The sequence below is a fragment of the Comamonas sp. NyZ500 genome, from assembly GCF_016772095.1.
Taxonomy (GTDB): Bacteria; Pseudomonadota; Gammaproteobacteria; order Burkholderiales; family Burkholderiaceae_C; genus Comamonas; species Comamonas thiooxydans.
The window spans coordinates 344,669-365,689 of record NZ_JAEIJE010000002.1 but is presented as its reverse complement, the minus strand read 5'-3'; the positions used below and the strand labels follow the sequence as shown (position 1 = coordinate 365,689).

18 protein-coding genes are annotated in these 21,021 nt (G+C 63.6%); 13 read left to right on the top strand and 5 right to left on the bottom strand.

Annotation, left to right across the window (positions count from 1 at the left end):
• Nucleotides 1-7 precede the first annotated feature (7 nt).
• The 3 genes from tsaE to JAO85_RS05245 all read left to right on the top strand — a co-directional run bounded on the left by tsaE (nucleotide 8) and on the right by JAO85_RS05245 (nucleotide 2,452).
• Nucleotides 8-529: a tRNA (adenosine(37)-N6)-threonylcarbamoyltransferase complex ATPase subunit type 1 TsaE gene (tsaE, locus tag JAO85_RS05255; RefSeq protein WP_003064470.1), complete on the top strand. Its 522-nt coding sequence runs from the start codon at nucleotides 8-10 to the stop codon at nucleotides 527-529.
• A complete protein-coding gene (locus JAO85_RS05250) occupies nucleotides 526-2,052 on the top strand; it encodes an N-acetylmuramoyl-L-alanine amidase (protein ID WP_012837345.1) in 1,527 nt (508 codons plus the stop codon). Before tsaE ends, JAO85_RS05250 begins: the two co-directional genes overlap by 4 nt.
• Nucleotides 2,053-2,236: 184 nt before the next feature.
• Nucleotides 2,237-2,452, top strand: coding sequence for a glycine zipper 2TM domain-containing protein (locus JAO85_RS05245; protein WP_003064466.1), 216 nt, complete (start codon nucleotides 2,237-2,239; stop codon nucleotides 2,450-2,452).
• A gap of 106 nt (nucleotides 2,453-2,558) precedes the next feature.
• On the opposite strand, the gene JAO85_RS05240 is transcribed toward JAO85_RS05245, so the two are convergent.
• Nucleotides 2,559-3,212: a DedA family protein gene (locus JAO85_RS05240; RefSeq protein ID WP_003064464.1), complete on the bottom strand. Its 654-nt coding sequence runs from the start codon at nucleotides 3,210-3,212 to the stop codon at nucleotides 2,559-2,561.
• 380 nt (nucleotides 3,213-3,592) lie between these two features.
• On the opposite strand from JAO85_RS05240, the gene JAO85_RS05235 reads away from it, so the two are divergent.
• The 3 genes from JAO85_RS05235 (at nucleotide 3,593) to JAO85_RS05225 (ending at nucleotide 7,163) form a co-directional block, all read left to right on the top strand.
• A complete protein-coding gene (locus tag JAO85_RS05235; protein WP_003064462.1) occupies nucleotides 3,593-3,841 on the top strand; it encodes a hypothetical protein in 249 nt (82 codons plus the stop codon).
• 110 nt (nucleotides 3,842-3,951) lie between these two features.
• A complete protein-coding gene (mutL, locus tag JAO85_RS05230) occupies nucleotides 3,952-6,189 on the top strand; it encodes a DNA mismatch repair endonuclease MutL (RefSeq protein ID WP_202787620.1) in 2,238 nt (745 codons plus the stop codon).
• Nucleotides 6,190-6,287: 98 nt separating this feature from the next.
• On the top strand, nucleotides 6,288-7,163 hold the full coding sequence (locus JAO85_RS05225; protein WP_039049916.1) for a MurR/RpiR family transcriptional regulator: 876 nt from the start codon (nucleotides 6,288-6,290) through the stop codon (nucleotides 7,161-7,163).
• 99 nt (nucleotides 7,164-7,262) lie between these two features.
• Here JAO85_RS05225 and JAO85_RS05220 read toward each other — a convergent pair whose 3' ends face one another.
• The gene (locus JAO85_RS05220; protein WP_202787619.1) at nucleotides 7,263-7,967 is read right to left on the bottom strand and encodes an aspartate/glutamate racemase family protein; all 705 of its coding nucleotides are present in this window, start codon (nucleotides 7,965-7,967) and stop codon (nucleotides 7,263-7,265) included.
• Nucleotides 7,964-9,457, bottom strand: coding sequence for an MFS transporter (locus JAO85_RS05215; RefSeq protein WP_039049918.1), 1,494 nt, complete (start codon nucleotides 9,455-9,457; stop codon nucleotides 7,964-7,966). Before JAO85_RS05215 ends, JAO85_RS05220 begins: the two co-directional genes overlap by 4 nt.
• Before the next feature lie 525 nt (nucleotides 9,458-9,982).
• Between JAO85_RS05215 and gdhA the strand changes: the two genes are divergently transcribed.
• Nucleotides 9,983-11,329 carry an NADP-specific glutamate dehydrogenase gene (gene gdhA / locus JAO85_RS05210; RefSeq protein WP_202787618.1) on the top strand — a complete coding sequence of 449 codons (1,347 nt, stop codon included), beginning with the start codon at nucleotides 9,983-9,985 and terminating at the stop codon, nucleotides 11,327-11,329.
• Nucleotides 11,330-11,432: 103 nt separating this feature from the next.
• Here the strand turns inward: gdhA and JAO85_RS05205 are convergent, their stop codons facing one another.
• Nucleotides 11,433-14,138: an HAD-IC family P-type ATPase gene (locus JAO85_RS05205; protein WP_202787617.1), complete on the bottom strand. Its 2,706-nt coding sequence runs from the start codon at nucleotides 14,136-14,138 to the stop codon at nucleotides 11,433-11,435.
• 443 nt (nucleotides 14,139-14,581) lie between these two features.
• Here JAO85_RS05205 and JAO85_RS05200 point away from each other — a divergent pair, with 443 nt between their 5' ends.
• The 3 genes from JAO85_RS05200 to JAO85_RS05190 all read left to right on the top strand — a co-directional run bounded on the left by JAO85_RS05200 (nucleotide 14,582) and on the right by JAO85_RS05190 (nucleotide 16,628).
• Nucleotides 14,582-15,523: a tripartite tricarboxylate transporter substrate binding protein gene (locus JAO85_RS05200; protein ID WP_202787616.1), complete on the top strand. Its 942-nt coding sequence runs from the start codon at nucleotides 14,582-14,584 to the stop codon at nucleotides 15,521-15,523.
• A 177-nt stretch (nucleotides 15,524-15,700) separates the two neighbouring features.
• Entirely contained in the window at nucleotides 15,701-16,168 is a 468-nt protein-coding gene (locus JAO85_RS05195; RefSeq protein ID WP_202787615.1) for a cupin domain-containing protein, read from the top strand.
• A 94-nt stretch (nucleotides 16,169-16,262) separates the two neighbouring features.
• Entirely contained in the window at nucleotides 16,263-16,628 is a 366-nt protein-coding gene (locus JAO85_RS05190; protein ID WP_012837336.1) for a DUF5329 domain-containing protein, read from the top strand.
• 16 nt (nucleotides 16,629-16,644) lie between these two features.
• On the opposite strand, the gene JAO85_RS05185 is transcribed toward JAO85_RS05190, so the two are convergent.
• Nucleotides 16,645-17,520: a methylglyoxal synthase gene (locus JAO85_RS05185; RefSeq protein ID WP_012837335.1), complete on the bottom strand. Its 876-nt coding sequence runs from the start codon at nucleotides 17,518-17,520 to the stop codon at nucleotides 16,645-16,647.
• A 183-nt stretch (nucleotides 17,521-17,703) separates the two neighbouring features.
• Here JAO85_RS05185 and JAO85_RS05180 point away from each other — a divergent pair, with 183 nt between their 5' ends.
• From JAO85_RS05180 to JAO85_RS05170, 3 genes are all read left to right on the top strand, one after another.
• A complete protein-coding gene (locus JAO85_RS05180) occupies nucleotides 17,704-18,567 on the top strand; it encodes an alpha/beta hydrolase (protein WP_202787662.1) in 864 nt (287 codons plus the stop codon).
• A gap of 158 nt (nucleotides 18,568-18,725) precedes the next feature.
• Nucleotides 18,726-19,901, top strand: coding sequence for a multidrug effflux MFS transporter (locus JAO85_RS05175; protein ID WP_039049924.1), 1,176 nt, complete (start codon nucleotides 18,726-18,728; stop codon nucleotides 19,899-19,901).
• A gap of 116 nt (nucleotides 19,902-20,017) precedes the next feature.
• A complete protein-coding gene (locus tag JAO85_RS05170; RefSeq protein WP_202787614.1) occupies nucleotides 20,018-21,016 on the top strand; it encodes a tripartite tricarboxylate transporter substrate-binding protein in 999 nt (332 codons plus the stop codon).
• The last annotated feature ends 5 nt before the right edge of the window (nucleotides 21,017-21,021 follow it).

Sequence of the window (21,021 nt, the reverse complement as noted above, 5' to 3'; positions counted from 1 at the left end):
GAACCAATTGACTGCTGCTCAACATACACCCCGAATTGTAGGAAGCGAGCCCACACCGGCGCTGGCGCAGCGCCAGATACTCTGGCAAAGCGAACAGGAAACCGAGCGCTTCGCCCGGCAACTGGCCGCCCTGCCTCAGCTGCGCAACGCCTATGTGACCCTGCATGGCGACCTGGGTGCGGGCAAGACCACGCTGGTGCGCCACTGGTTGCGCGCCCTGGGCGTGCAGGGCCGCATCAAGAGCCCGACCTATGCCGTGGTGGAGCCGCATGAGGCCGGCGATCTCTCGATCTGGCACTTTGACTTCTACCGCTTCGACGATCCGCGCGAATGGGAAGATGCAGGTTTTCGTGACATTTTTGCCAGCGCCGGACTCAAGCTGGCAGAATGGCCTGAAAAGGCTGCAGCGGTTACACCTGTTGCGGATATAGCTATCCATATCGAAGCAATTGACGATGTGCAGCGACAGGTGACGCTCAAGGCCGGCACCCCCGCAGGCTGCACCGTGCTTGAAGCATTGACGGCATGAGCAAAACAACTTCCTCCACGGCTTTTCCCGATCAGCCCCGACTGGATCTCTCCCCGCCAGGCCCTTCCCGACCGGGCCTCTCCCGCCGCAATCTGCTGCAGGCAGGCGGCGTGGTTCTGCTGCTGGGTCGCCAACATATTGCGCAGGGCGCGAGCATCGTGGCCGTACGCGTCTGGCCCGCACCCGACTACTCGCGCGTCACGCTGGAATCCGATATTCCGCTAACGGCCAAACCGGTCTTCGTGCCCAGCCCGCCGCGCCTGGCCGTTGATATCGAGGGCCTGGATCTGAACCCGGCGCTCAAGGAGCTGGTGGCCAAGGTCCGCTCCGACGACCCCAATATCGCCAGCATCCGCGTCGGCCAGTTTGCACCCGGCGTGGTGCGTCTGGTGATCGACCTCAAGCAGGAAGCCAGGCCCCAGGTCTTCACGCTGGCCCCGATTGCTCCCTACAAGCACCGGCTGGTACTGGACCTCTATCCCGCCAAGGCCGTGGATCCGCTGGAAGCCCTGATCAGCGAGCGCCTGCGCGATGCCGGCAGCACGGCCGCCGCGCCGGCTGCGAACCATCCCGCCATTACGACGCCGCCCCCGGCGGCGATTGCCACAGCGCCCCAGGCCGACCCCCTGGGTGACCTCATTGCCCAGCACAACCAGCGCCCCAGCACTCCAGCACCGGCTCCCGCGGTAATTGCACAGGCTCCGGCACCGGCTCCCGTGCCGCCACCACCGGCTCCCGCGCCACGCCCGGCACCGGCCCCCAGGCCTGCACCCAATATTGCCACCTCGCAAAGCACGGACCGCATCATCATCGTGGCACTGGACCCCGGCCATGGCGGCGAAGACCCCGGCGCCACCGGTCCCAGCGGCCTGCGTGAAAAAGACGTGGTGCTCAAGGTCGCCCATCTGCTGCGCGAGCGCATCAACAACTCGCGCATCGGCGGCAGCCCCATGCGCGCCTTCATGACGCGCGATGCCGACTTCTTCGTGCCCCTGGCCACACGCGTGGAAAAAGCCCGCCGTGTCCAGGCCGATCTGTTCATCAGCATCCATGCCGATGCCTTCACCACCCCGGCAGCGCGCGGTGCCAGCGTGTTTGCGCTCAGCGAACGCGGCGCATCGAGCACGGCCGCCCGCTGGCTGGCCAACAAGGAAAATCAGGCCGACCTCGTGGGCGGCCTGAACGTCGGCGGACTGCAGGACCAGCATGTGCAGCGCATGCTGCTGGACATGAGCACCACGGCTCAGATCAAGGACAGCCTCAAGCTGGGCACTTCGCTGCTGGGCGAGATCGGCAGCATGGCCAAGCTGCACAAGGCCCGCGTGGAGCAGGCCGGCTTTGCCGTGCTGAAGGCCCCCGACATTCCCAGCGTGCTGGTGGAAACGGCCTTCATCAGCAACCCCGAGGAGGAAGCCAAGCTGGCCTCTGCCGCCTACCGCGAGCAACTGGCCGATGCGCTGATGACGGGCATACGCAAGTACTTCGCCCACAACCCGCCCCTGGCGCGTAGCCGATCGGTTTAAGTGTGTGCTTACACAAAACCACCGTGCTGGCTGTCAGCCGACAAGCCGGCTTGATGACAGTCGCCAAGCCTGAATGACACAGGCTTGGCCCTCTCTCCTACCTGAAAGCCAGGGCAAAAGGTTCAAGATCAGGGCATGTTCTTATGAAAGCTGGCCTCTAGGGCAGCTGTACAGGAGAGACCTCATGAAACTGCGAACTCTTGCCATCACCGTGTCTGCAGCCTTCACGCTTGCCATGGCAGGCTGCTCCACCTCGCCCACCAATGCCCAGATCGGCACCGGTGTCGGCGCCGTCGCTGGCGGCGTGGTCGGTGATGCACTGTTTGGTTCCACTTTGGGCACCGTAGGCGGTGCCGCGGCAGGCGCGCTGATCGGCAACGAGGTAGGCAAGCGCAAATAAACGCCTCGATGCGATCTGAATGCCAAAAAAGAAGCCCCGGCATGCCGGGGCTTTTTCATGGGTCAGCGCTTTTCCGGTCGGGGCAAAGCGCTGGCAAGAGCGCGGATCAGGCGGTCCTGGCCTTTTCGGCCTTGCCGGCGCGCCAGGCACCGAAGATGGCGATCAGACCCGGCACCAGGATCAGACCCCAGATGATTTTTTCAAGATTGTTCTTCACCCATTCCATATTGCCGAAGAAGTAGCCTGCGGCGCTGATGCCCACCACCCAGAGCACGGCACCCACGACATTGAACAGGCTGAACTTGGCGCGGCTCATATGAGCCACACCGGCCACGAAAGGTGCAAAGGTGCGGATGAAAGGCATGAAGCGCGCAAGAATGATGGTCACGCCGCCATAGCGCTCATAGAAGTTGTGGGCCTGGTCAAAAGCCTTGCGGTTGAACCAGCGCGAGTCCTCCCACTGAAACACCTTGGGGCCCAGGTAGCGGCCTATCGTGTAATTGCTCTGGTCGCCCAGGATGGCTGCTGCCAGCAGCACCACCACCGCCAACGGGTAGCTCATGTAGCCTGCTCCGCACAGCGCGCCGACGATGAACATCAGCGAGTCACCGGGCAGGAAAGGCATGACCACCACACCGGTTTCGACAAACACGATGATGAACAGCAGGGCATACACCCAGGGCCCATAGGCCACGACAAAGGCTTCCAGATGCTTGTCGATATGCAGGATGAAGTCGATCAGAAACTGAATGATTTCCAAAACACGGTCCTCAAAAATGGATTGGCATACCGGCGTATGCCGGCCAGTAATGTACTGCGCCCCCAAAGCCCGCAGACGCTCCACCCTTTGCTGTAGTGCCATGTTTTTGAGAGCAAACTCACAGCTGCTTGCAGACTGCAACAAGGCCGGCCTTTTAATGCTGGTTTGTTACAAGTTTTGATAAAACTAAACGTCAACAATACGTCAGCTTGCCATTTCTGCTGGCACAGTAGAGATGTGTCGCCGCAAGCCGTGCATTGCAAATCACGACATCGGCCCCTGGCCAACAAAGTCCGGCATCTCCAGCCTCCCGCATGTGCAGGAGTGGGCACAGAGACCAGACCGCTTTCCATAACTAGCACGACGAGAGGAATACGAACATGAAGACATTCACAATGCGCTATGGCAAGGCCCTGACTCTGGCAGCCGCACTGACCGGCGCCCTGGCACTGGGCGGCTGCGCCCATGGCCCCAGCCGTCAGCAAGTCGGTATCGGCGCAGGTGCCGTGGCCGGCGGTGCAGTGGGCAACGTGCTGTTTGGCGGCCCCGTGGGCACCATCGGCGGTGCTGCCGCCGGTGCGCTGATCGGTAACGAACTGACCAAGGGCGGCTACCGCCACCGCCACTAAGCCCTGCGCCCACGGACTGAACAAAGAGCTGCCAGAAATATTCCGGCGGCTCTTTGTGTTTTCGCCCTTCAAAAAACTCACTTCCCGGCCGGTTTGTACAGCCGCCTAGAATGGTTGTCGTGAACGCAACCAGCCCCGAACTCTCCCCCTCCCCTACCGAAACCGCCGACCAGGCTGCCCCCGTGCGCCGGCCGATTCGCGACCTGCCCGACGAGCTGATCAGCCAGATCGCTGCCGGCGAGGTGGTCGAGCGCCCCGCCTCCGTGGTGCGCGAACTGGTGGACAACGCTCTGGACTCGGGCGCAGCCCAGATCACCGTGCGCCTGCTGGCCGGTGGTGTGCGCCTGATCGCGGTCGAAGACGACGGCTGCGGCATCCCGCGCGACGAGCTGCCCGTGGCCCTGCGCCGCCATGCCACCAGCAAGATCAGCGATCTGCACGATCTGGAAACCGTGGCCACCATGGGCTTTCGCGGCGAGGCACTGGCCGCTATTGCCTCGGTATCGGAAACCTCCATCTTCTCGCGCCCCGCAGGTCAGGACTCGGCCTATCTGCTGGATGCACGCAGCGGCGAGCTGCGCCCCGCCGCACGCAACCAGGGCACGACCGTAGAGGTCAAGGAGTTGTTCTTCTCCACGCCCGCGCGCCGCAAATTCCTCAAGACCGATGCCACCGAGCTCGCTCATTGCATAGAGTCCGTGCGTCGCCATGCGCTGGCTCGCCCCGATGTGGGCTTTGCCATCTGGCATGAAGGCAAGCTCGTCGAGCAATGGCGCGCTGCCGGCAGCACGCCCGACGAAGCCTTGTCGCGCCGCCTGGCCGATGTGCTGAACGACAAGTTTGTCGACAACTCGGTCGCCGTCGATCACTGGGCCGGCCCCGTCCACGTCACAGGCCGCGCCGGCATCCCGGACGCAGCGCGCTCGCGTCCCGACCAGCAGTTCTGCTATGTCAATGGCCGCTTTGTGCGCGACAAGGTATTGACACATGCGGCCCGCTCTGCCTACGAGGACGTGCTGCATGGCAACAAACAGCCGGTCTACGCGCTCTACATAGAGATCGACCCCGCGCGTGTGGATGTGAACGTGCACCCCACCAAGATCGAGGTGCGTTTTCGCGACAGCCGCGAAGTCCACCAGGCGGTGCGCCACGCGATCGAGAACGCGCTGGCCACGCCGCGCGCCGCAGCCGTGGTCGAGGCGGCGGCCCAGGAAGCCGCACGCCAGCCCGGCCTGATCGACGAGAGCACTGCCACGCCTGTGGCTGCCAAATCGGCGAACAAGCCCGCCGCAGCCCCGGCCTGGCCGCAAACCCGCATGAGCTTTGGCGAACCTGCCATCGGCAACCCCGTGCGCGATCTGGCCAAGCTCTGGGAGCCCATGCGTGAAGCCACTGCGGAAGCCGCACCCGCGCCCCAGATGGCGACTGCGGCACCAGCCCCAGCGAACACCACGCCCGCGACGCCCGAATCGGCCACCGGCGCGACCACGATCACCAACACCACGGCCATGCCAAGCCCCGTGCCTCAGCCCGAGGACGAAGGCATCAGGCTGCGCCCTTCGGGCCAGTCCAGCTACTTTCAGCGAAAAGCGCCTGCCCCCCAGATGCAGGAAGCGCCAGCCGCTACGGAGATCGTTGTCAATGCTGCAGCTGCAGCCCCGGTCGAACCTGCTGCTGCCACGCACACTGCCGAACATGCCGCAGCGCCAGCAACGCAACCACCCGTGACGGCTGCGGCAGACAACACCCCCGTCTGGCCGCTGGGCCGGGCCGTGGCCCAGCTGCATGGCGTCTATATCCTGGCCGAGAACAGCCAGGGCATGGTCATCGTGGACATGCATGCCGCCCATGAGCGCATCGTCTACGAGCAGCTCAAGAATGCCGTGAATACGGAAAATGGCGACCAGCAGATTCCCAGCCAGCCGCTGCTGATTCCCGCCACTTTTGCCGCCACGCCCGAGGAAGTCGCCACGGCCGAGGCCCATGCAGAGACCTTGCTGACCCTGGGCATGGAAGTCTCGCCCTTCTCGCCCAAGACCCTGGCCGTGCGCGCCGTGCCGGCCACGCTGGCCCAGGGCGATGCCGTGGAGCTGGCGCGCAGCGTGCTGGCCGAACTGGCCCAGCATGACGCAAGCACCGTGGTGCAGCGCGCGCGCAACGAGATTCTGGCCACCATGGCCTGCCACGGCGCGGTGCGCGCCAACCGCAAGCTCACGCTGGACGAGATGAATGCGCTGCTGCGCCAGATGGAGGTGACCGAGCGCTCCGACCAGTGCAACCATGGCCGCCCCACCTGGCGTCAGCTCAGCATGAAGGAGCTGGATGCGCTGTTTCTGCGCGGGCGCTGACGGCAGCTCGGCAATGGCCGCCAAATAGCCGCTACATTGCAAATATCGACCAAAACAGCGGGCCGGCAGATCAGCGGGCCCGCCTGCCATCCGCCGTCATGAACCCCAGCTCCTCCACCCCGGAACCCGCCGAAGCCCATTCCTTCATCGCCCGCGTGCGTGCGGCCCTGCCGCAGCTGCCGCCCTCGGAGCGGCGGCTGGCTGAATTCCTGCTGGATTTTCCCGGCAATCTGTCGAGCTATGCGGCGGCCGAGATGGCCAAGCTCACGGGGGTCTCGAATGCCACGGTCACACGCTTCATACAGCGGCTGGGCTATGAGGGCTACGAGGATGCACGCCGCCATGCCCGCGCCCAGGGCGATAACGGCTCACCACTGTTTCTGGCTGCCGCATCGGCCCAGGGCCGGCCCACGGCGGATGTGATTGCCACCCATCTGCGCCAGGCCTCGGAGAATCTGGCTGTCACCATAGGACAGATCTCGGCACAGCAGTTGGAGGACATCGCCCTGGCCCTGATCGGCGCGCGCCAGCTGTTCTTTGTCGGCTATCGCCAGAACCGCAACTTTGCCGCCTATCTGCGCTGGCAGTTGCTGCAGGCACTCGAGATGCCCAGCCAGGTCATTCCCGGCGCCGGCGAGACCCTGGGCGAATACGCGGCCCAGATCGGCGAAAACGATGTTGTGGTGATCTTTGCCCTGCGCCGCAGCGTGCGCGTGGTCAGCGAGTTCGCGCGCCAGGCCAGGCTGTTGGGTGCCCACCTGATCTGCATCACCGACCATGCCAGCCCGGCCCCCGAGGCGGACTGGCTGCTGCGCGTGCAGACCTCGGCCCCGGGACCGCTGGACAATCACACGGCGCTTTTCATGCTCTGCCACCTGATTGCCACGGCCACCTTGCAGCAAAGCGGCCAGCCGGGGCGCAGACATATGGCGGCCATCGAGACCAGCCACGATGCGCTGGACGAGATGCTATGAAATCAAAAGCTTGTTGCGCTTGTTATTCATAGATTTCAGATACCTTTCAATCTGAAACACATGAATGACTGGCGGAATAAGCTCTTGAATCAATAGCAATCAGCTAGCGACGGCGAACGACAGGCCGGCCAGCGCCGCCTGCATCGCGGCCACCACGGGCGACAGCACCGGCACCTCAAAGCGCGGCGCCAGCCACAGCGCGGCTTCGGACAACGGGCCACCGCCGATCACCACGGCCTGCGCGCCATCGCGCTGCACGCATTGGGCCACGGCATCGCCCAGGCGCTCGCACTGCAAGGCCGGGTCCGCGGCCAGCACCAGCGGCTCGCCCTGGGCAATGCGGGTGCCGCAGAACCAAGGCGTCAGGCCCAGCGCCGCGACCGAGGCGGCAATCGAAGCCTCCAGCCCCGGCGTGGTCGTCGCAATGCCAAAGCGGCGCGGCAGGCCCAGCTCATCCCGCGCTGCCTGCCGCATGGCGGCTTCGCCTATGCCAAAGGCGGCAACCTGCTGCGGCAGTGCCGCTCTCAACAACTCCAGCCCCGGATTGCCGAAGGCGGCCACGATGATGGCCCGACCGGCCTGGCTGTCATCGCCCTGGGCAAAGCCCAGGCCCAGCCGCAGCACCTCCTGCTCGGCGATCTTCAGTCCCGCCTCGTCGGTAATCATGGCCGCACCCCGCCCGGCCGTCGCGCCGTGCAGCAGCACGCCGGGCGGCAGACAGGCCCGCGCCTGTCTGAGCATCAGCGCCGTGGTCTGCTGCGAGGTATTGGGGTTGATCAGCAGAATATGCATGCCAGCCTTCATGCCGTGCGCTCCTGGCCAGCAGCGACCACGCCTGCAGCGGCAGACTCCTGCTCGGCATGGGATTCTCCGCCCGCGCCTTCCTCGATGGAGCGGCCAAAGGTCTCGGGGGCAAACTGCACGGCAATCGCAAAGATGAAATACATGGCCGCGATCATGCCGAACATTCCGGAGACGCCGTGCAGGTCGAACATCTTGCCCGCCAGCACCTGGGACATAGCGCCGCCAATCGTGCCCAGCGCCAGCAGGAAAGAGGTTCCCAGCGCCCGGATGCGCGTGGGGTAGAGCTCGGGCGCAAAGATCCAGATGGAGGTGTTGAGCGTCAGCACGCAGAACTGGAACAGCGCACCGCAGACCAGGATCATGGCCACGCTATCGGTGAAGTTGCCGAACGCCAGCCCCGCCAGACAGGCAGCAATCGCCCCTACCGTCAGCACCCGCTTGCGCGGAAAGTAATAGCCCATGGTCGATGCCGCGATCGCCCCAAGCAGACTGCCCATCTGCATGACGATGGTGAAGCTGAAGCTCTTGGTGATGGAATAGCCCTGGGCGACCAGAATCGTCGGCATCAGCGTGAGCACCGAGAGCTGCGCGCCAAACGTCATCCACGAAGCCACGCCCACGGCAAGCGTGCGCCGCGCATAGCCGCCCCTGAAGATGTCGGTGAAGGAGCTGCGCTGCACGGTCTGAGCGGCAGCCGTCTGCTCTTGTGCGCTGCCTGGGGTGATGAACTCGCGCAACTCGTACTGCGCATTGGCCAGCTTGCCGGCCGCCAGCATGCTCAGCACCTGATTGGCTTCCTCGACCCGTCCCTTGGAGAGCAGAAAGCGCGGCGTCTCCGGCACGAAGCGGCGGTAGAACACGATGAAGATGGCCGGCATGACCAGGCAACCGAACAGCCAGCGCCAGGAATCATCGCCCGGGAACAGCGTGAACACGCCCAGCGCAAATGCCGGCGCCAGCATATTGCCCAGACCGCCGCCGCCCACATTGATGAGACCGACTGCCGTGCCGCGAAAGCGGGCCGAGCAGAACTCCGCCAGCATGGTCACGGCCGTGGTGATTTCTCCGCCCAGACCAAAGCCCACGATGGCACGCGCCACGGCCAGGAAAGCGTAATCGGGCGCCAGTGCGCAGCCGACGGCTCCCAGCGTGAACAGCGCCAGGTTCACATTGAGCATGAAGCGCCGTCCCATGCGATCGGCCAGGTAGCCCGACAGCAGACGCCCCATGGCGGCGGCAAAGAAAGTGATGGTGTTGAGAAAGGCAATGTCCGTCGCATCCAGCCCCCATTGCTGGCGCAGCAGGGGGCCGACCAGGCCGACCGCGTTCTGTTCGAACACATCGAAGAGCACGCCGCAGACCACCAGAAAGATGATGCTTTTGTGCGAGCGCGTCACGCCGATCTGGTTGAGCGCATTTTCCAGTTGCTGCATCTGCGCCGCACTGGCTTTGCCTGACGCCGAGGGCGTCACGGGGATCTCACCTGCCATATCCATCTCCTGTGTGCTGATGACCGCCCAGGCGCTGGGCCGGTAAGCCGGGTTTGAAATTAATTTTTCATATTTAAAGTTATGAAAACATTTTTTCAAATCCATGTTTACCCAGCCCCGATGCTTGGTGAAAGAGGCCATCCCCAGACTCATGTGACTGCCGTGATGAAAAAAAAATTTCACAACCGCAGATTCCGTGCCTGAAATCACATGCACCACAGTGGTGCTAACACAGATAAGACAGGGCGAACGCATGAGGCCGGCCATCACGCAACGAAAACACTTGTGCGACAGGCCGCAAAAATGTTTTTACGACACCGGAATGAAAAATCCTTTACTTCAAATGCACCATCCAAGTGCCTGAAAACTAAGAATAAATACGGCAGCAATGTTCCAAATTCGGGCATGAGCGCACCAGAATTGCGCTCTCATGCACCGAATCCATGCATGACGGCATAACTTTTTGGCATAATTTTGGTTTCGCGAGTTTCAGCGCATTCCTCTGTCCCTGTCAGAAAGTTCTCTATGAAGTACGAGTCCGTAGGCCAATTCCTGGAAGAAGTGGCACAACGCAACCCCGGTCAGCCCGAATTCCTGCAAGCCGTCACCGAAGTGATGGAAAGCCTGTGGCCCTTCATCGAGAAGAATCCCAAGTACGCCGAGCACGCCCTGCTGGAGCGCCTGGTCGAGCCCGAGCGCATCATCCAGTTCCGCGTGAGCTGGACTGACGACAAGGGCCAGGTGCAGGTGAACCGCGGCTTCCGCATCCAGCACAGCATGGCCATCGGCCCCTTCAAGGGCGGTCTGCGCTTCCACCCCTCGGTCAACCAGTCCGTGCTGAAGTTCCTGGCTTTCGAGCAGACCTTCAAGAACGCACTGACCACGCTGCCCATGGGCGGCGGCAAGGGCGGCTCCGACTTCGACCCCAAGGGCAAGAGCCCTGCCGAAGTCATGCGCTTTTGCCAGGCTTTCGTGTCCGAGCTGTTCCGCCACGTGGGTCCCGACACCGATGTGCCCGCAGGCGACATCGGCGTGGGCGGCCGTGAAGTGGGCTACATGGCCGGCATGTACAAGAAGCTGTCGAACACTGCGGCTTCCGTGTTCACGGGCAAGGGCCTGTCCTTCGGCGGCTCGCTGATCCGCCCCGAAGCCACCGGCTACGGCACCGTCTACTTCGCCCGTGAAATGCTGGCCACTCGCGGCCAGTCCTTTGAAGGCAAGACCGTGTCCGTGTCCGGTTCGGGCAATGTGGCTCAGTACGCCGTGGAAAAGGCCATGGAGCTGGGCGCCAAGGTCGTGACCGTGTCCGACTCCTCGGGCACCGTGTACGACGCTGCAGGTTTCACCACCGAAAAGCTGGCCATCCTGATGGACGTGAAGAACCACAAGTACGGCCGCGTCAGCGACTACGCCAAGCTGGTTTCCGGCGTGGAATTCCTGGCCGGCAAGAGCCCCTGGTCCATCAAGGTGGACGTGGCCCTGCCTTGCGCCACTCAGAATGAACTGAACGAAGCCGATGCCAAGACCCTGATCGTCAACGGCGTGCTGTGCGTGGCTGAAGGCGCCAACATGCCCTCCACCAACGAAGCCGCCCGCGCCTTCGAAGCTGCCGGCGTGCTGTACGCCCCCGGCAAGGCATCCAACGCCGGTGGCGTGGCCACTTCGGGTCTGGAAATGTCGCAAAACTCGGCCCGCCTGTCCTGGCCCGCTGAGGAAGTGGACGCCCGTCTGCTGCAAATCATGCAAAGCATCCACGCTGCTTGCGTGAAGCACGGCAAGCGCGAAGACGGCACCATCAGCTACATCGACGGCGCCAACATCGCCGGCTTTGTGAAGGTGGCCGACGCCATGCTGGCACAAGGCGTGATCTGAGCGTCAGGCGCTCGTCACTCGCAGGAAAGGCCCTTCGGGGCCTTTTTTCATGCCCTCGGCCAGGTGATGAAACGGCTGCTTGAATACCTGCGCGCACAGCGCTCTAGGCCCGCACGCCCAGTCTCATCCAGCGTATCAATAACTTCTCGACCTCCAGCAACAGCAGCAGGGCAACACCCAGCCCTATTGCCAGCAGTCCGGCCGCCAGGTCGACAGGACGGCTGTCGAACAGTGCCTGCATGGGCGGGGTGTAGGTGAACAGCAGTTGCACCAGGGTGACGCCGGCCACGCCCAGCAGCACCGCCGGGGTGCCCAGGACGCCGCGCAGGCTCAGCGAGGTTCCCTGCGTGTAGCGCACGCTGAACAGATAGAAGATCTCCATGATCACCAGCGCATTGACCACGATGGTGCGAGCCAGTTCGACCGAGTCACCGCGGCGCAGCGACCACTCGAACATGCCGAAGCAGCCCAGCGCGAACAGCAGCGAGACCAGGGCGACGCGCCACAGCAGATAGGGCTGCAGCAGTTGCTCGTCCGGCGAGCGCGGCTTGCGCTGCATCAGCGTGGGCTCGGGCGGCTCGAAGGCCAGCGTCAGGCCCAGGGCCACGGCGGTGACCAGATTGACCCAGAGAATCTGCACCGGAGTGACGGGCAGGGACAGGCCCAGCAGAATCGCCGCGACGATGACAATCGCCTGACCGCCGTTGGTCGGCAAGGTCCAGGCAATGACCTTGCGCAGGTTTTCGTAGACGGTGCGCCCTTCCTTGACGGCGGCGACGATGGTGGCGAAGTTGTCGTCGGCCAGCACCATGCCTGCGGCCTCCTTGGCGGCAGCCGTGCCGGTGATGCCCATGGCCACACCGATGTCGGCGCGCTTGAGTGCCGGTGCGTCGTTGACGCCGTCACCAGTCATGGCGATGACGCTGCGATCTGCCTGCAGGGCCTGCACCAGGCGCAGCTTGTGTTCCGGACTGGTACGGGCGAATACCGTGGAGGCTCTGGCCACGTCGATCAGTTGGGCATCGTTGAGCCCGTCCAGCTCATGGCCTGAAGTAACTCGGATGGTGTCGGCCAGCGCCAGTTCCCTGGCGATGGCGGCAGCGGTGGCCGCATGGTCGCCGGTGATCATCTTCACGGCAATTCCGGCGCTGCGGCATTCGCGCACGGCCTCCTTTGCCGATTCTCGCGGCGGATCTATCATGCCCAGCACGCCAAGCAGGGTCAGATCCCTGACGTCGGCCATGTCCACCCTGTCCTTGGCATCCTCGGGCGCGAAGCTGGCCAGACCCAGCACGCGATAGCCTTTGGCCGCCAGGGCATCGACCTGCTCCAGCCAATAGGCTGCATCCAGCGCCTGCACGCCTTCAGCGCCCTGCTGGTCGCGGCACATGGCAAGAACCTGCTCCGGAGCCCCTTTGACGAAAACCACGGCTGGAGCATCAACGGGGCGGTGCAGAGTGGCCATGTAGCGGTGGACGGCATCAAAGGGAACTTCGTCGAGTCGGCGCCAGTCCTGACGCAGGCGCTCCACATCCAGACCGGCGCGCGTGGCCAGCGTCACCAGCGCGCCTTCCATGGGATCGCCTTCGACTGTCCAGGCCGTACCTTCGGCATGTCTTACATGGGCGTCGTTGCAAAGTGCCGCGCCCGTGGCGAAGTGCAGCAGTTGCGGATGCAGCGCAGACTCGATCTCCTCGCCCGCCAGGGTGAAACGCCCCTGGGGCGCATAGCCCTCGCCTTCTATGTCGAAGCGGGAACCGGGCAGCACCACGGCGCGCACGCTCATTTCGTTGCGTGTCAATGTGCCGGTCTTGTCGGAGCAGATGACCGAGACGGCGCCCAGTGTTTCAACCGCCGGCAGACTGCGCACGATGGCATAGCGTGCGGCCATGCGCTGCACGCCAATGGCCAGCGCTATGGTCATGACCACGGGCAGGCCTTCGGGGATGGCCGATACGGCAATGCCCACCACAGCGATAAAGGCATCGGCGGTGTCGTAGTCGCGCACCCACAGCGCAAAGCAGAACATCAGCGCGGACAGGCTCAGTATGGTGATGGTGAGCTGGCGCGCGAAACGGTCCATCAGCCGCGTCAGCGGGGTGGCCAGCGTCTGCACCGAACCCAGCATGGTGCTGATCAGGCCCAGCTCGGTACGCGGGCCCGTGGCCACCACCACGCCCAGGCCTTGCCCCGCGGCAACCAGGGTGCCGGAGTAGGCCATGGAAAAGCGGTCGCCGAGAGCGGCATCGACAGCCACCGGATCGGCCGACTTGTCGACGGCCACCGATTCCCCCGTCAGCATGGCCTCGTCCAGCTTCAGGCTGCTGGCGCGCAGCAGGCGCAGATCGGCCGGGACGCGATCGCCAGCCTCAAGCAGCACGCAGTCGCCGGCGACAAGTTCCTCGGCCGGCACCGCCATGCGCAAGCCATCGCGCAGCACATTGGCGCGACTGGAAACCATGGCCTTCACGGCGTCCAGTGCCTTCTCGGCACGACCTTCCTGCACGAATCCGAAGACCGCATTGATCAGCACCACCGCGAGGATGACCCCCGTATCGACCCAATGCTGCAGCAAGGCGGTGACCACGGCCGAGCCCAGCAGCACATAGATCAGCAAATTGTTGAACTGCGACAGAAAGCGCGCCAGCATGCTGCGCGAAGCGGCAGCAGGCAGGGCATTGGGCCCTTGCTGCTGCAAGCGCTCGCGGGCCTCTCCAGAGCTCAGCCCGGCGGCAGTCGATTGCAATTGAGCGAGTACGGTATCGGTAGCCAACGCGTGCCAGGCGGCAACGCGGTTCTGTTCCTGCATCTGAGACTCCCTGACGATTCAACTGAAACGCTTGTGAGCCGGATCTGTGCCCGGTTGGCTGGCTGCCGCGGAGAACGCGCCGTTGCATGGTATGCGCTGGGCAGGCCTTGCCACTGACTATAAGCAGGAATATCGATCATTGATTGACTGCAACGGGCTGATTGCCCCCGCCAGCCAACACTGCAGCGAAATCGGACTTTCAAGCTCGGCAGTGCGCCCTGCAGCTGGTTCAGCCAGCCCTACCGGCGCGAGGCACCGGCTAAAAATCATATGAAGCACTGGTTTTCATGGATTCCTATTCACATTGAATCTCATGACAATCGATTAAATTTTGTTGAGCAATTCAACACAAATCACTGAATCAACCTTCACCACAAATAATTGTGGAACTTATGAATCCAGACCGCGCCACTCTTTCCCGCCGACTTTGCATTGCCTGTGCCATGACCAGCCTGTTCGCAGGCGCGGTGCAGGCACAGGATGTCTATCCCAGCAAGCCCATCCGCATCGTGATTGGCTATGCCCCGGGCGGCTCTGTCGACATGGTCGGCCGCGTGGTCGGGGACATACTGGCCAGGCAGTTGAACGCCACCGTCGTGGTGGAGAACGTGCCAGGTGCCGCAGGCGTGGTGGGTGCGCAGCGCGTGGTCTCGGCCAAGCCCGACGGCTACACCTTGCTGGCCGGCTCCAGCAACGAAATGGCGGGCACCAAGTTTGTGAATGCCGCGCAGAAGTACGATCCGGCTGTGGATCTGACCCCGGTGAGCCTGACCGCCCAGGCCCCCAATCTGTGGGTGGCCGGTGCGCATGTTCCTGTCAAAACCGTGGATGACTTCGTCAAACTGGCCAAGGCCAACCCCGGCAAATACAGCTACGGCAGCCCCGGCATTGGCTCGACGCCGCATTTTTCGGGAGAGCTGATCAAGAAGACTGCGGGTGTCTACCTGGTTCACATCCCCTACAAGGGCTCTCCCGCCATGACCAGCGATCTGGGCGGCGGCAACCTGGACTTCGCCATCCTCTCGCCAACCGCTGCCGCCCCGCTGGCGCAGTCCGGAAAAATCAAAATTCTTGGCGCAACCACAGCCACCCGCATCGCCACGCTCAAGGAGGTGCCGTCGCTGGCAGAACACCCCGCGCTCAAGGGCTATGCCCTGAGCGGCTGGTTTGCTTTGGCTGCCCCCAAGGGCCTGCCTCCGGAAGTGCTGGCCAAGCTGCAAAAAGCGATACAGACAGGTCTTGCCGATCCGGCCATCCGCCAGAAGCTGGAAGCAGCGGGAACCCCGCCCGCCAAGGGCAATGAAAGCCTTGCCCAGGTGATGCGCACCGACATGGATAAATACGCCGAGCTGGTAAAGTTCGCGAGGATCACGGGCGACAACTAAAGCGGCGGCCTGCAGCGCCATATGGTTTCCTGCCCGCAGGGCCTTGCATCACCGCGCCCGGGTTTGTTTTCGGCGCCCCTGCGACTAGGGCTGCCCCCATGGCATGGCCGCGCTCCTTCCCGGTACAAGTGACAGGTTTCACAACTTGTTTCTGTAAAAACCGTGGAGGGTAATTTCATGTCCTTGATTCACCGCGCCAGCTTTTCGACCCTGCTTTGCGGCAGCGCCTTCATGCTGTTCAGCCAGAATGCCCTGGCCCAGGCTGCTGCGCCCCAGGCGGGGGGGCCCCAGGCGGGTATGCCCCAGCCGGGTGCGGCCCAGACCGGAGGCCTGTCCCGGACCATGGTCGGCAAGGCCGATGTTTCGGTACCAGGCCGCGAAGCCGTGGTAGCCAAGGTGGAGGTCGCCCCAGGCTCACGCGCGGGCCGCCACACCCACCCTGGCGACGAGATCAGCTATATCAGCGAGGGCGAGGTCGATCTACTGATCGACGGCCAGCCGCCGCGCACGCTCAAGGCCGGCGAAACCTTTGTCGTTCCCGCAGGTGTGATTCATGATGCACACAATGCCAGCAATGGCACGGTCAAGCTGATTGGCGTGTATGTCGTGGAGAAGGGCAAGCCTCTGGCCACGCCAGCCCCTTGAGCAGCACACGGCTTCGACCGACCAAGACCAGGCCGCAGTCCATCGCTGCGGCCTTTGTTCTTTACTCGGATCTTCTTCTGTAGGATCAACCCACATGAAGCACACCGTTACCGCCCTGCTGCTGGGTGCAGCCTGCAGCTTGAGTCTTGCCGCATCGCCCACGGCAGCCGCGACTCAGGAGATCGAGTACCTGATCGGCCACCTCAAAGCCTCGGGTTGCGAGTTCCAGCGCAATGGCAGCTGGCATGACAGCACCAAGGCCGCCGAACATCTGCGCGGCAAATACGACTATCTGCTCAAAAAGGGCTGGGTGGCGACGGCCGAGGACTTCATTGCCCGCGCAGGCACGGAGAGCAGCATCAGCCACAAGCCCTACCAGGTGCGCTGCAGCGGCAAGGAGGCCGAAGCCAGCGCCAGCTGGCTGCAGGCCGAGCTCAAGCGCTACCGCAACCGCCAGTAGCGCTCAGCACCCCGCCTCAGCCTGCGCGCTTGACGGCCGCATCGCACCAGCGCTGCGCCACCTGGGGCGAGGTGCTGCAGACCGCATCGTGCGTAACCGTGGTCACGGCGCGCTCCAGCAGCTGGATATCGGCTTCGTGCTGACGTGCCACATGCGGGTCTTCAAAGAAGATGGCGCGGTGGCAGCGCTTTTCCAGAACCAGATCGGCAATCTGCGCATCACCGCCCAGCGGGCCGCTGTTGTAGCGGTCCACCCAGGGCTTGTCAGCTGGCCAGCCCTTGCTCCAGGCCATTTCGTTGAGTTTCTGACCCGTGGTGCCCGTACCCACGCGGCGGCGATAGCGGCTGAGCAACTCGAAGTTGTGTGCTGCAAAGTCCAGCATGGTGGGCTTCATGGCATCGTGGGCAATCAGCGCCAGCGTCTGGTTCTCATAGTCGTGAAAGCGGTCGGCATTGCGGTCGCGCGCCAGGCCGGCGTGAATGCGCTCCATCTCGATCCAGTCGCGCGTGGAGGCAACCGTGGAAAGAAAAGGCTTGCCGTGGATCACGCACTGGCGCTTCAAGGCCAGGGCTTCGGGAAAGATGGACGAAGGGTCCACCGGGTCCATCAGATAGATGGCGCCGTCGAGAGTGCGCTCGTCACCCTCCATGCCCACCACCTCGGCCACCAGCCTCATGAGCCCGCCCTCGCGGCCATAGGGATAGCGCACCAGGCCTTTGTAGCCCTGGAGCATGCTGGCCGCCGTGATGGCGTCATAGGTGCGGCCCACGGTATGGAAGCCCAGCTTGAGCTCGCGAATTCCGGCCTCGCAGGCGCGCAGCAGGGCAAACAGCGCGGCATCCTCGGTTTGGTGGTGGAGTTTGTTGGCGGCAAGGCCCAGGCAGATCGACATAGTGAACTAATCCTTCAAACAGGCTTCAAACGCTCGCAAACTCTGCGTAACCAGCTATGCATTTGCGGCTTGAAACACCCGCAAGAATATCGCCAATTCATGCACTCCAGATGACTGGGGGCAGGTCAGACAGCCATACTTGCACAGCACTTGACAGCCGCCCTCTTCCGTCGCTCTTCTTCCATGCCCAAGACCTCACGCTTCTGGAGCCCGCGCCGCATCGCGGCAGCACTCGGTCTGGCCTTGCTGCTGGTGCTCGCGAGCTGGGGCATGCGCGAGCTCGATGCCAGGCAGCGGGTCTGGATTTTTCAGCCCAGCGACCGCAGCTGGCCCGGAGCCAACACGGCCAGCATGCAGGAGCGATGGATAGACTTTCGCAGCCGCGACGGCAGCGCCGCCAGGCTGCATGCCCTCTGGATGCCATCCAGCGATGCACGCGCTCCCCTGCTGCTGTTTCTGCATGGAGCGCGCTGGAATGTGACGGGCTCCTCGCCACGCATACGGCGCCTGCAGGCCATGGGCTTTTCGGTGCTGGCCGTGGACTACCGCGGCTTTGGCAAGAGCAGCCCGGCCCTGCCCTCGCAGGCCTCGGCCGCCGAGGATGCCCGTGCCGCCTGGGACTGGCTGGGCCGACAGGCCGCAGGCAGGCCGCGCTATATCTTCGGCCACTCGCTGGGCGGCGCCGTTGCTATTGATCTGGCCAGCTCCGTCAAGGATGAAAGCGGGGTGCTGGTCGAGTCCACCTTCACCAGCATTCCCGATGTGTTCGACTCCATGCGCTGGGGCTGGCTGCCCGTGAACTGGTTGATCACGCAGCGCTTCAACTCGGTCGACACCGTGGCGGACATCGGCTCGCCGCTGCTGGTCGTGCATGGCACGGCCGACCCGCTGATTCCGGCCCGGCTGGGCCAGCAACTGTTCGACGCGGCGCGCGAGCCCAAACGGCTGATCCTGGTCGAGGGCGCCAGCCACCACAACACCCAGTCCAAGGCGCTGGCGCAATACCGCCAGGCGCTGCATGAGCTGTTCGGCCTGAGTCCGCGCTGAGCGACATCGCCACATACTGTCTCGTCAGCATACGTACCAATGGACAGGTTCTGATAGTCTGTCTGGCTATGTCTGCGCCGCCTGCCCTGAAATCAAAGCCAAATCCCGCTCAATCCCTTGATGAGAAAGCGAAGAGTGCTCCTGAATCTGCAGTCTTTGTGATTCTCACACTGGGGCTGCTGCTGGGTCTGCAACCGCTGGCAACCGATCTCTATCTGCCCGCCCTGCCTCAGCTGCAGCAAGGTTTCGGCGCCCATGTCTCGCAGGCCCAGCTGACACTGACCGGCTTTTTGCTGGCCTTTGGCTGCTCGCAGATTTTCTGGGGCCCTCTGTCGGACCGGCTGGGCCGCCGCCCGGTCTTGCTGCTGGGCATCAGCGGCTATGTGATCGCCGCTCTGGGCTGCGCCAGTGCCCAGAGCATGGAGGCCTTGATTGCCTGGCGCAGCCTGCAAGGCGCCGCCCTGGGCGCCGGCGTGATGTGCGCGCGTGCCGTGGTCCGCGATCTCTACGCACCGCATATGGGCGCGCAAGTCATGTCCAAGGCGCTGACAGGCCTGGGCGTGCTGGCCTTTCTGGCCCCCATCAGTGGCAGCTTGCTCGTGGGCTGGCTGGGCTGGCGTTCCACCATGCTGGCCCAGGCCTTCATGGGCTGCCTGGCCTGGCTGCTGGTGGTGCTGCGCTTCAGGGAGTCGATTCCCCAGCGCAACCCGCAGGCGCTGCAAGCGGGCAATCTGCTGCGCACCTGGTCGCGCATTGTGCGCAACCCCATGTTCCAGGCCTACAACCTGCTGACCTGCTTCAGCTATGCAGGCCTGTTCACCAATCTGGCGGCCTCTTCGTTCACCTACATCAACGTGCTGCATATGGAGCGCACGCAATACGGGCTGATGCTGGGCGGCAACGCGCTGTGCTATATCGCCGGCACCTTCGCCTGCCGCCGTCTGCTGCGCAGCATGAGCGTGCAGCGCACCGTGGCCGTGGCGGGGGTGTTGTCGCTGACGGCAGGCTCCCTCATGGGCCTGGCGGCCCTGGCCGATCTGCGCAGCATCTGGGCCTATGCCCTGCCCTTCTGTCTCTACCAGATCGCCCACGGCATTCACATGCCCTGCGGACAAAGCAATGCCATCGCACCCTTCCCCCAGGCAGCGGGCACGGCCTCGGCCATCAACGGTCTGGTGATGATGCTGATGGCGTTTGCCATGGGACATTGGCTGGGACTGAATCTGGATGCGGATTCCACCATGCCGCTGGCTTTCGGCATCTGGTTCTGGTCGGCTTGCACGGCGGTCACGGCATGGACGCTGGTACAACGTTTCGGCATCAGCAAATCATGATTTGAAATAAGATGTATTGGTTATTTAAAAACCAATTTTTATTATTTTTCTTTTTATAGAGATTTTTTGAGAATGACTGGACTGGCCAACGCGCCGCACTTTTGTGATCTCCAGCCATGCATTCCCGCCGCCTCTTTCTTCAGCAATCGCTGCTCGCCGCCAGCTCCGCCGGCTTCTCCTTGAACTCTCTGGCCAAGGCCGCCGAGATCTCCGCCGTTCCTCAATCCAGCCGCATTCTGGTGGGCTTTGGCGCAGGCGGCGGCATCGATCTGCTGGCACGCGTGCTGGCCGAAAACATCGCCGCACAGCTGGGCAGGAGCCACTATGTGGTGGTGGACAACAAGCCCGGCGCCAACGGCCAGATTGCCGCACAGACTCTGCTCAACGCCCCCAGCGACGGCAGCACCTATCTGATCGCACCGCTGATCACCCCGGTGCTCTCGCAGATCGTCTACAAAAAGCCCGGCTACGATCCTGCTCGCGACTTCTCTCCGGTGGGTCTGCTCGCGCATTTCCAGTTCGGCCTGGCCGTCCCCGCCAGGCACCCGGCGCGCAATATTCAGGAATATGTGGCCTGGCTCAAGGCCAATCCCGAGAGAGCCAACTTCGGCAGTCCCGCCGTGGGCAGCCTGCCGCATTTCTTCGGCCTGCTGCTGGGCGAAGCAGCCGGCGTCAACATCGTGCATGTGCCTTACAAGGGCGGTCCGGCCATGATGACGGATCTGATCAGCGGCCAGCTGGCCTCCGCCATCCAGACCACCAGCGAGCTCGCTCCGCTGCACAAGGAAGGCAAGGTGCGCATTCTGGGCACTTTCGGCAACCAGCGCAGCCGCGAGCTGCCCGATGTGCCGACCTTTGCCGAAGCTGGCTACCCCAAGGCCACAGGCAGCGGCTGGTACAGCCTGTGGGCACGCAAAGGAACTTCGCCCGAAGCCATTGCCGCCGTCAACCGCGCCGTCAACCACGCGTTGCTGGACCCCAAGCTGCAGCCCAGATGGGCCGAGCTGTCCCTGCAGCCTGACCCGCGCACGCCGCAGGCGCTGGAGCAGTTGCGCGTGGCCGAAGTCGCCAAATGGCGTCCCGTGATTTCCAATTCCGGCTTTGCCATCGAATAAGCAGA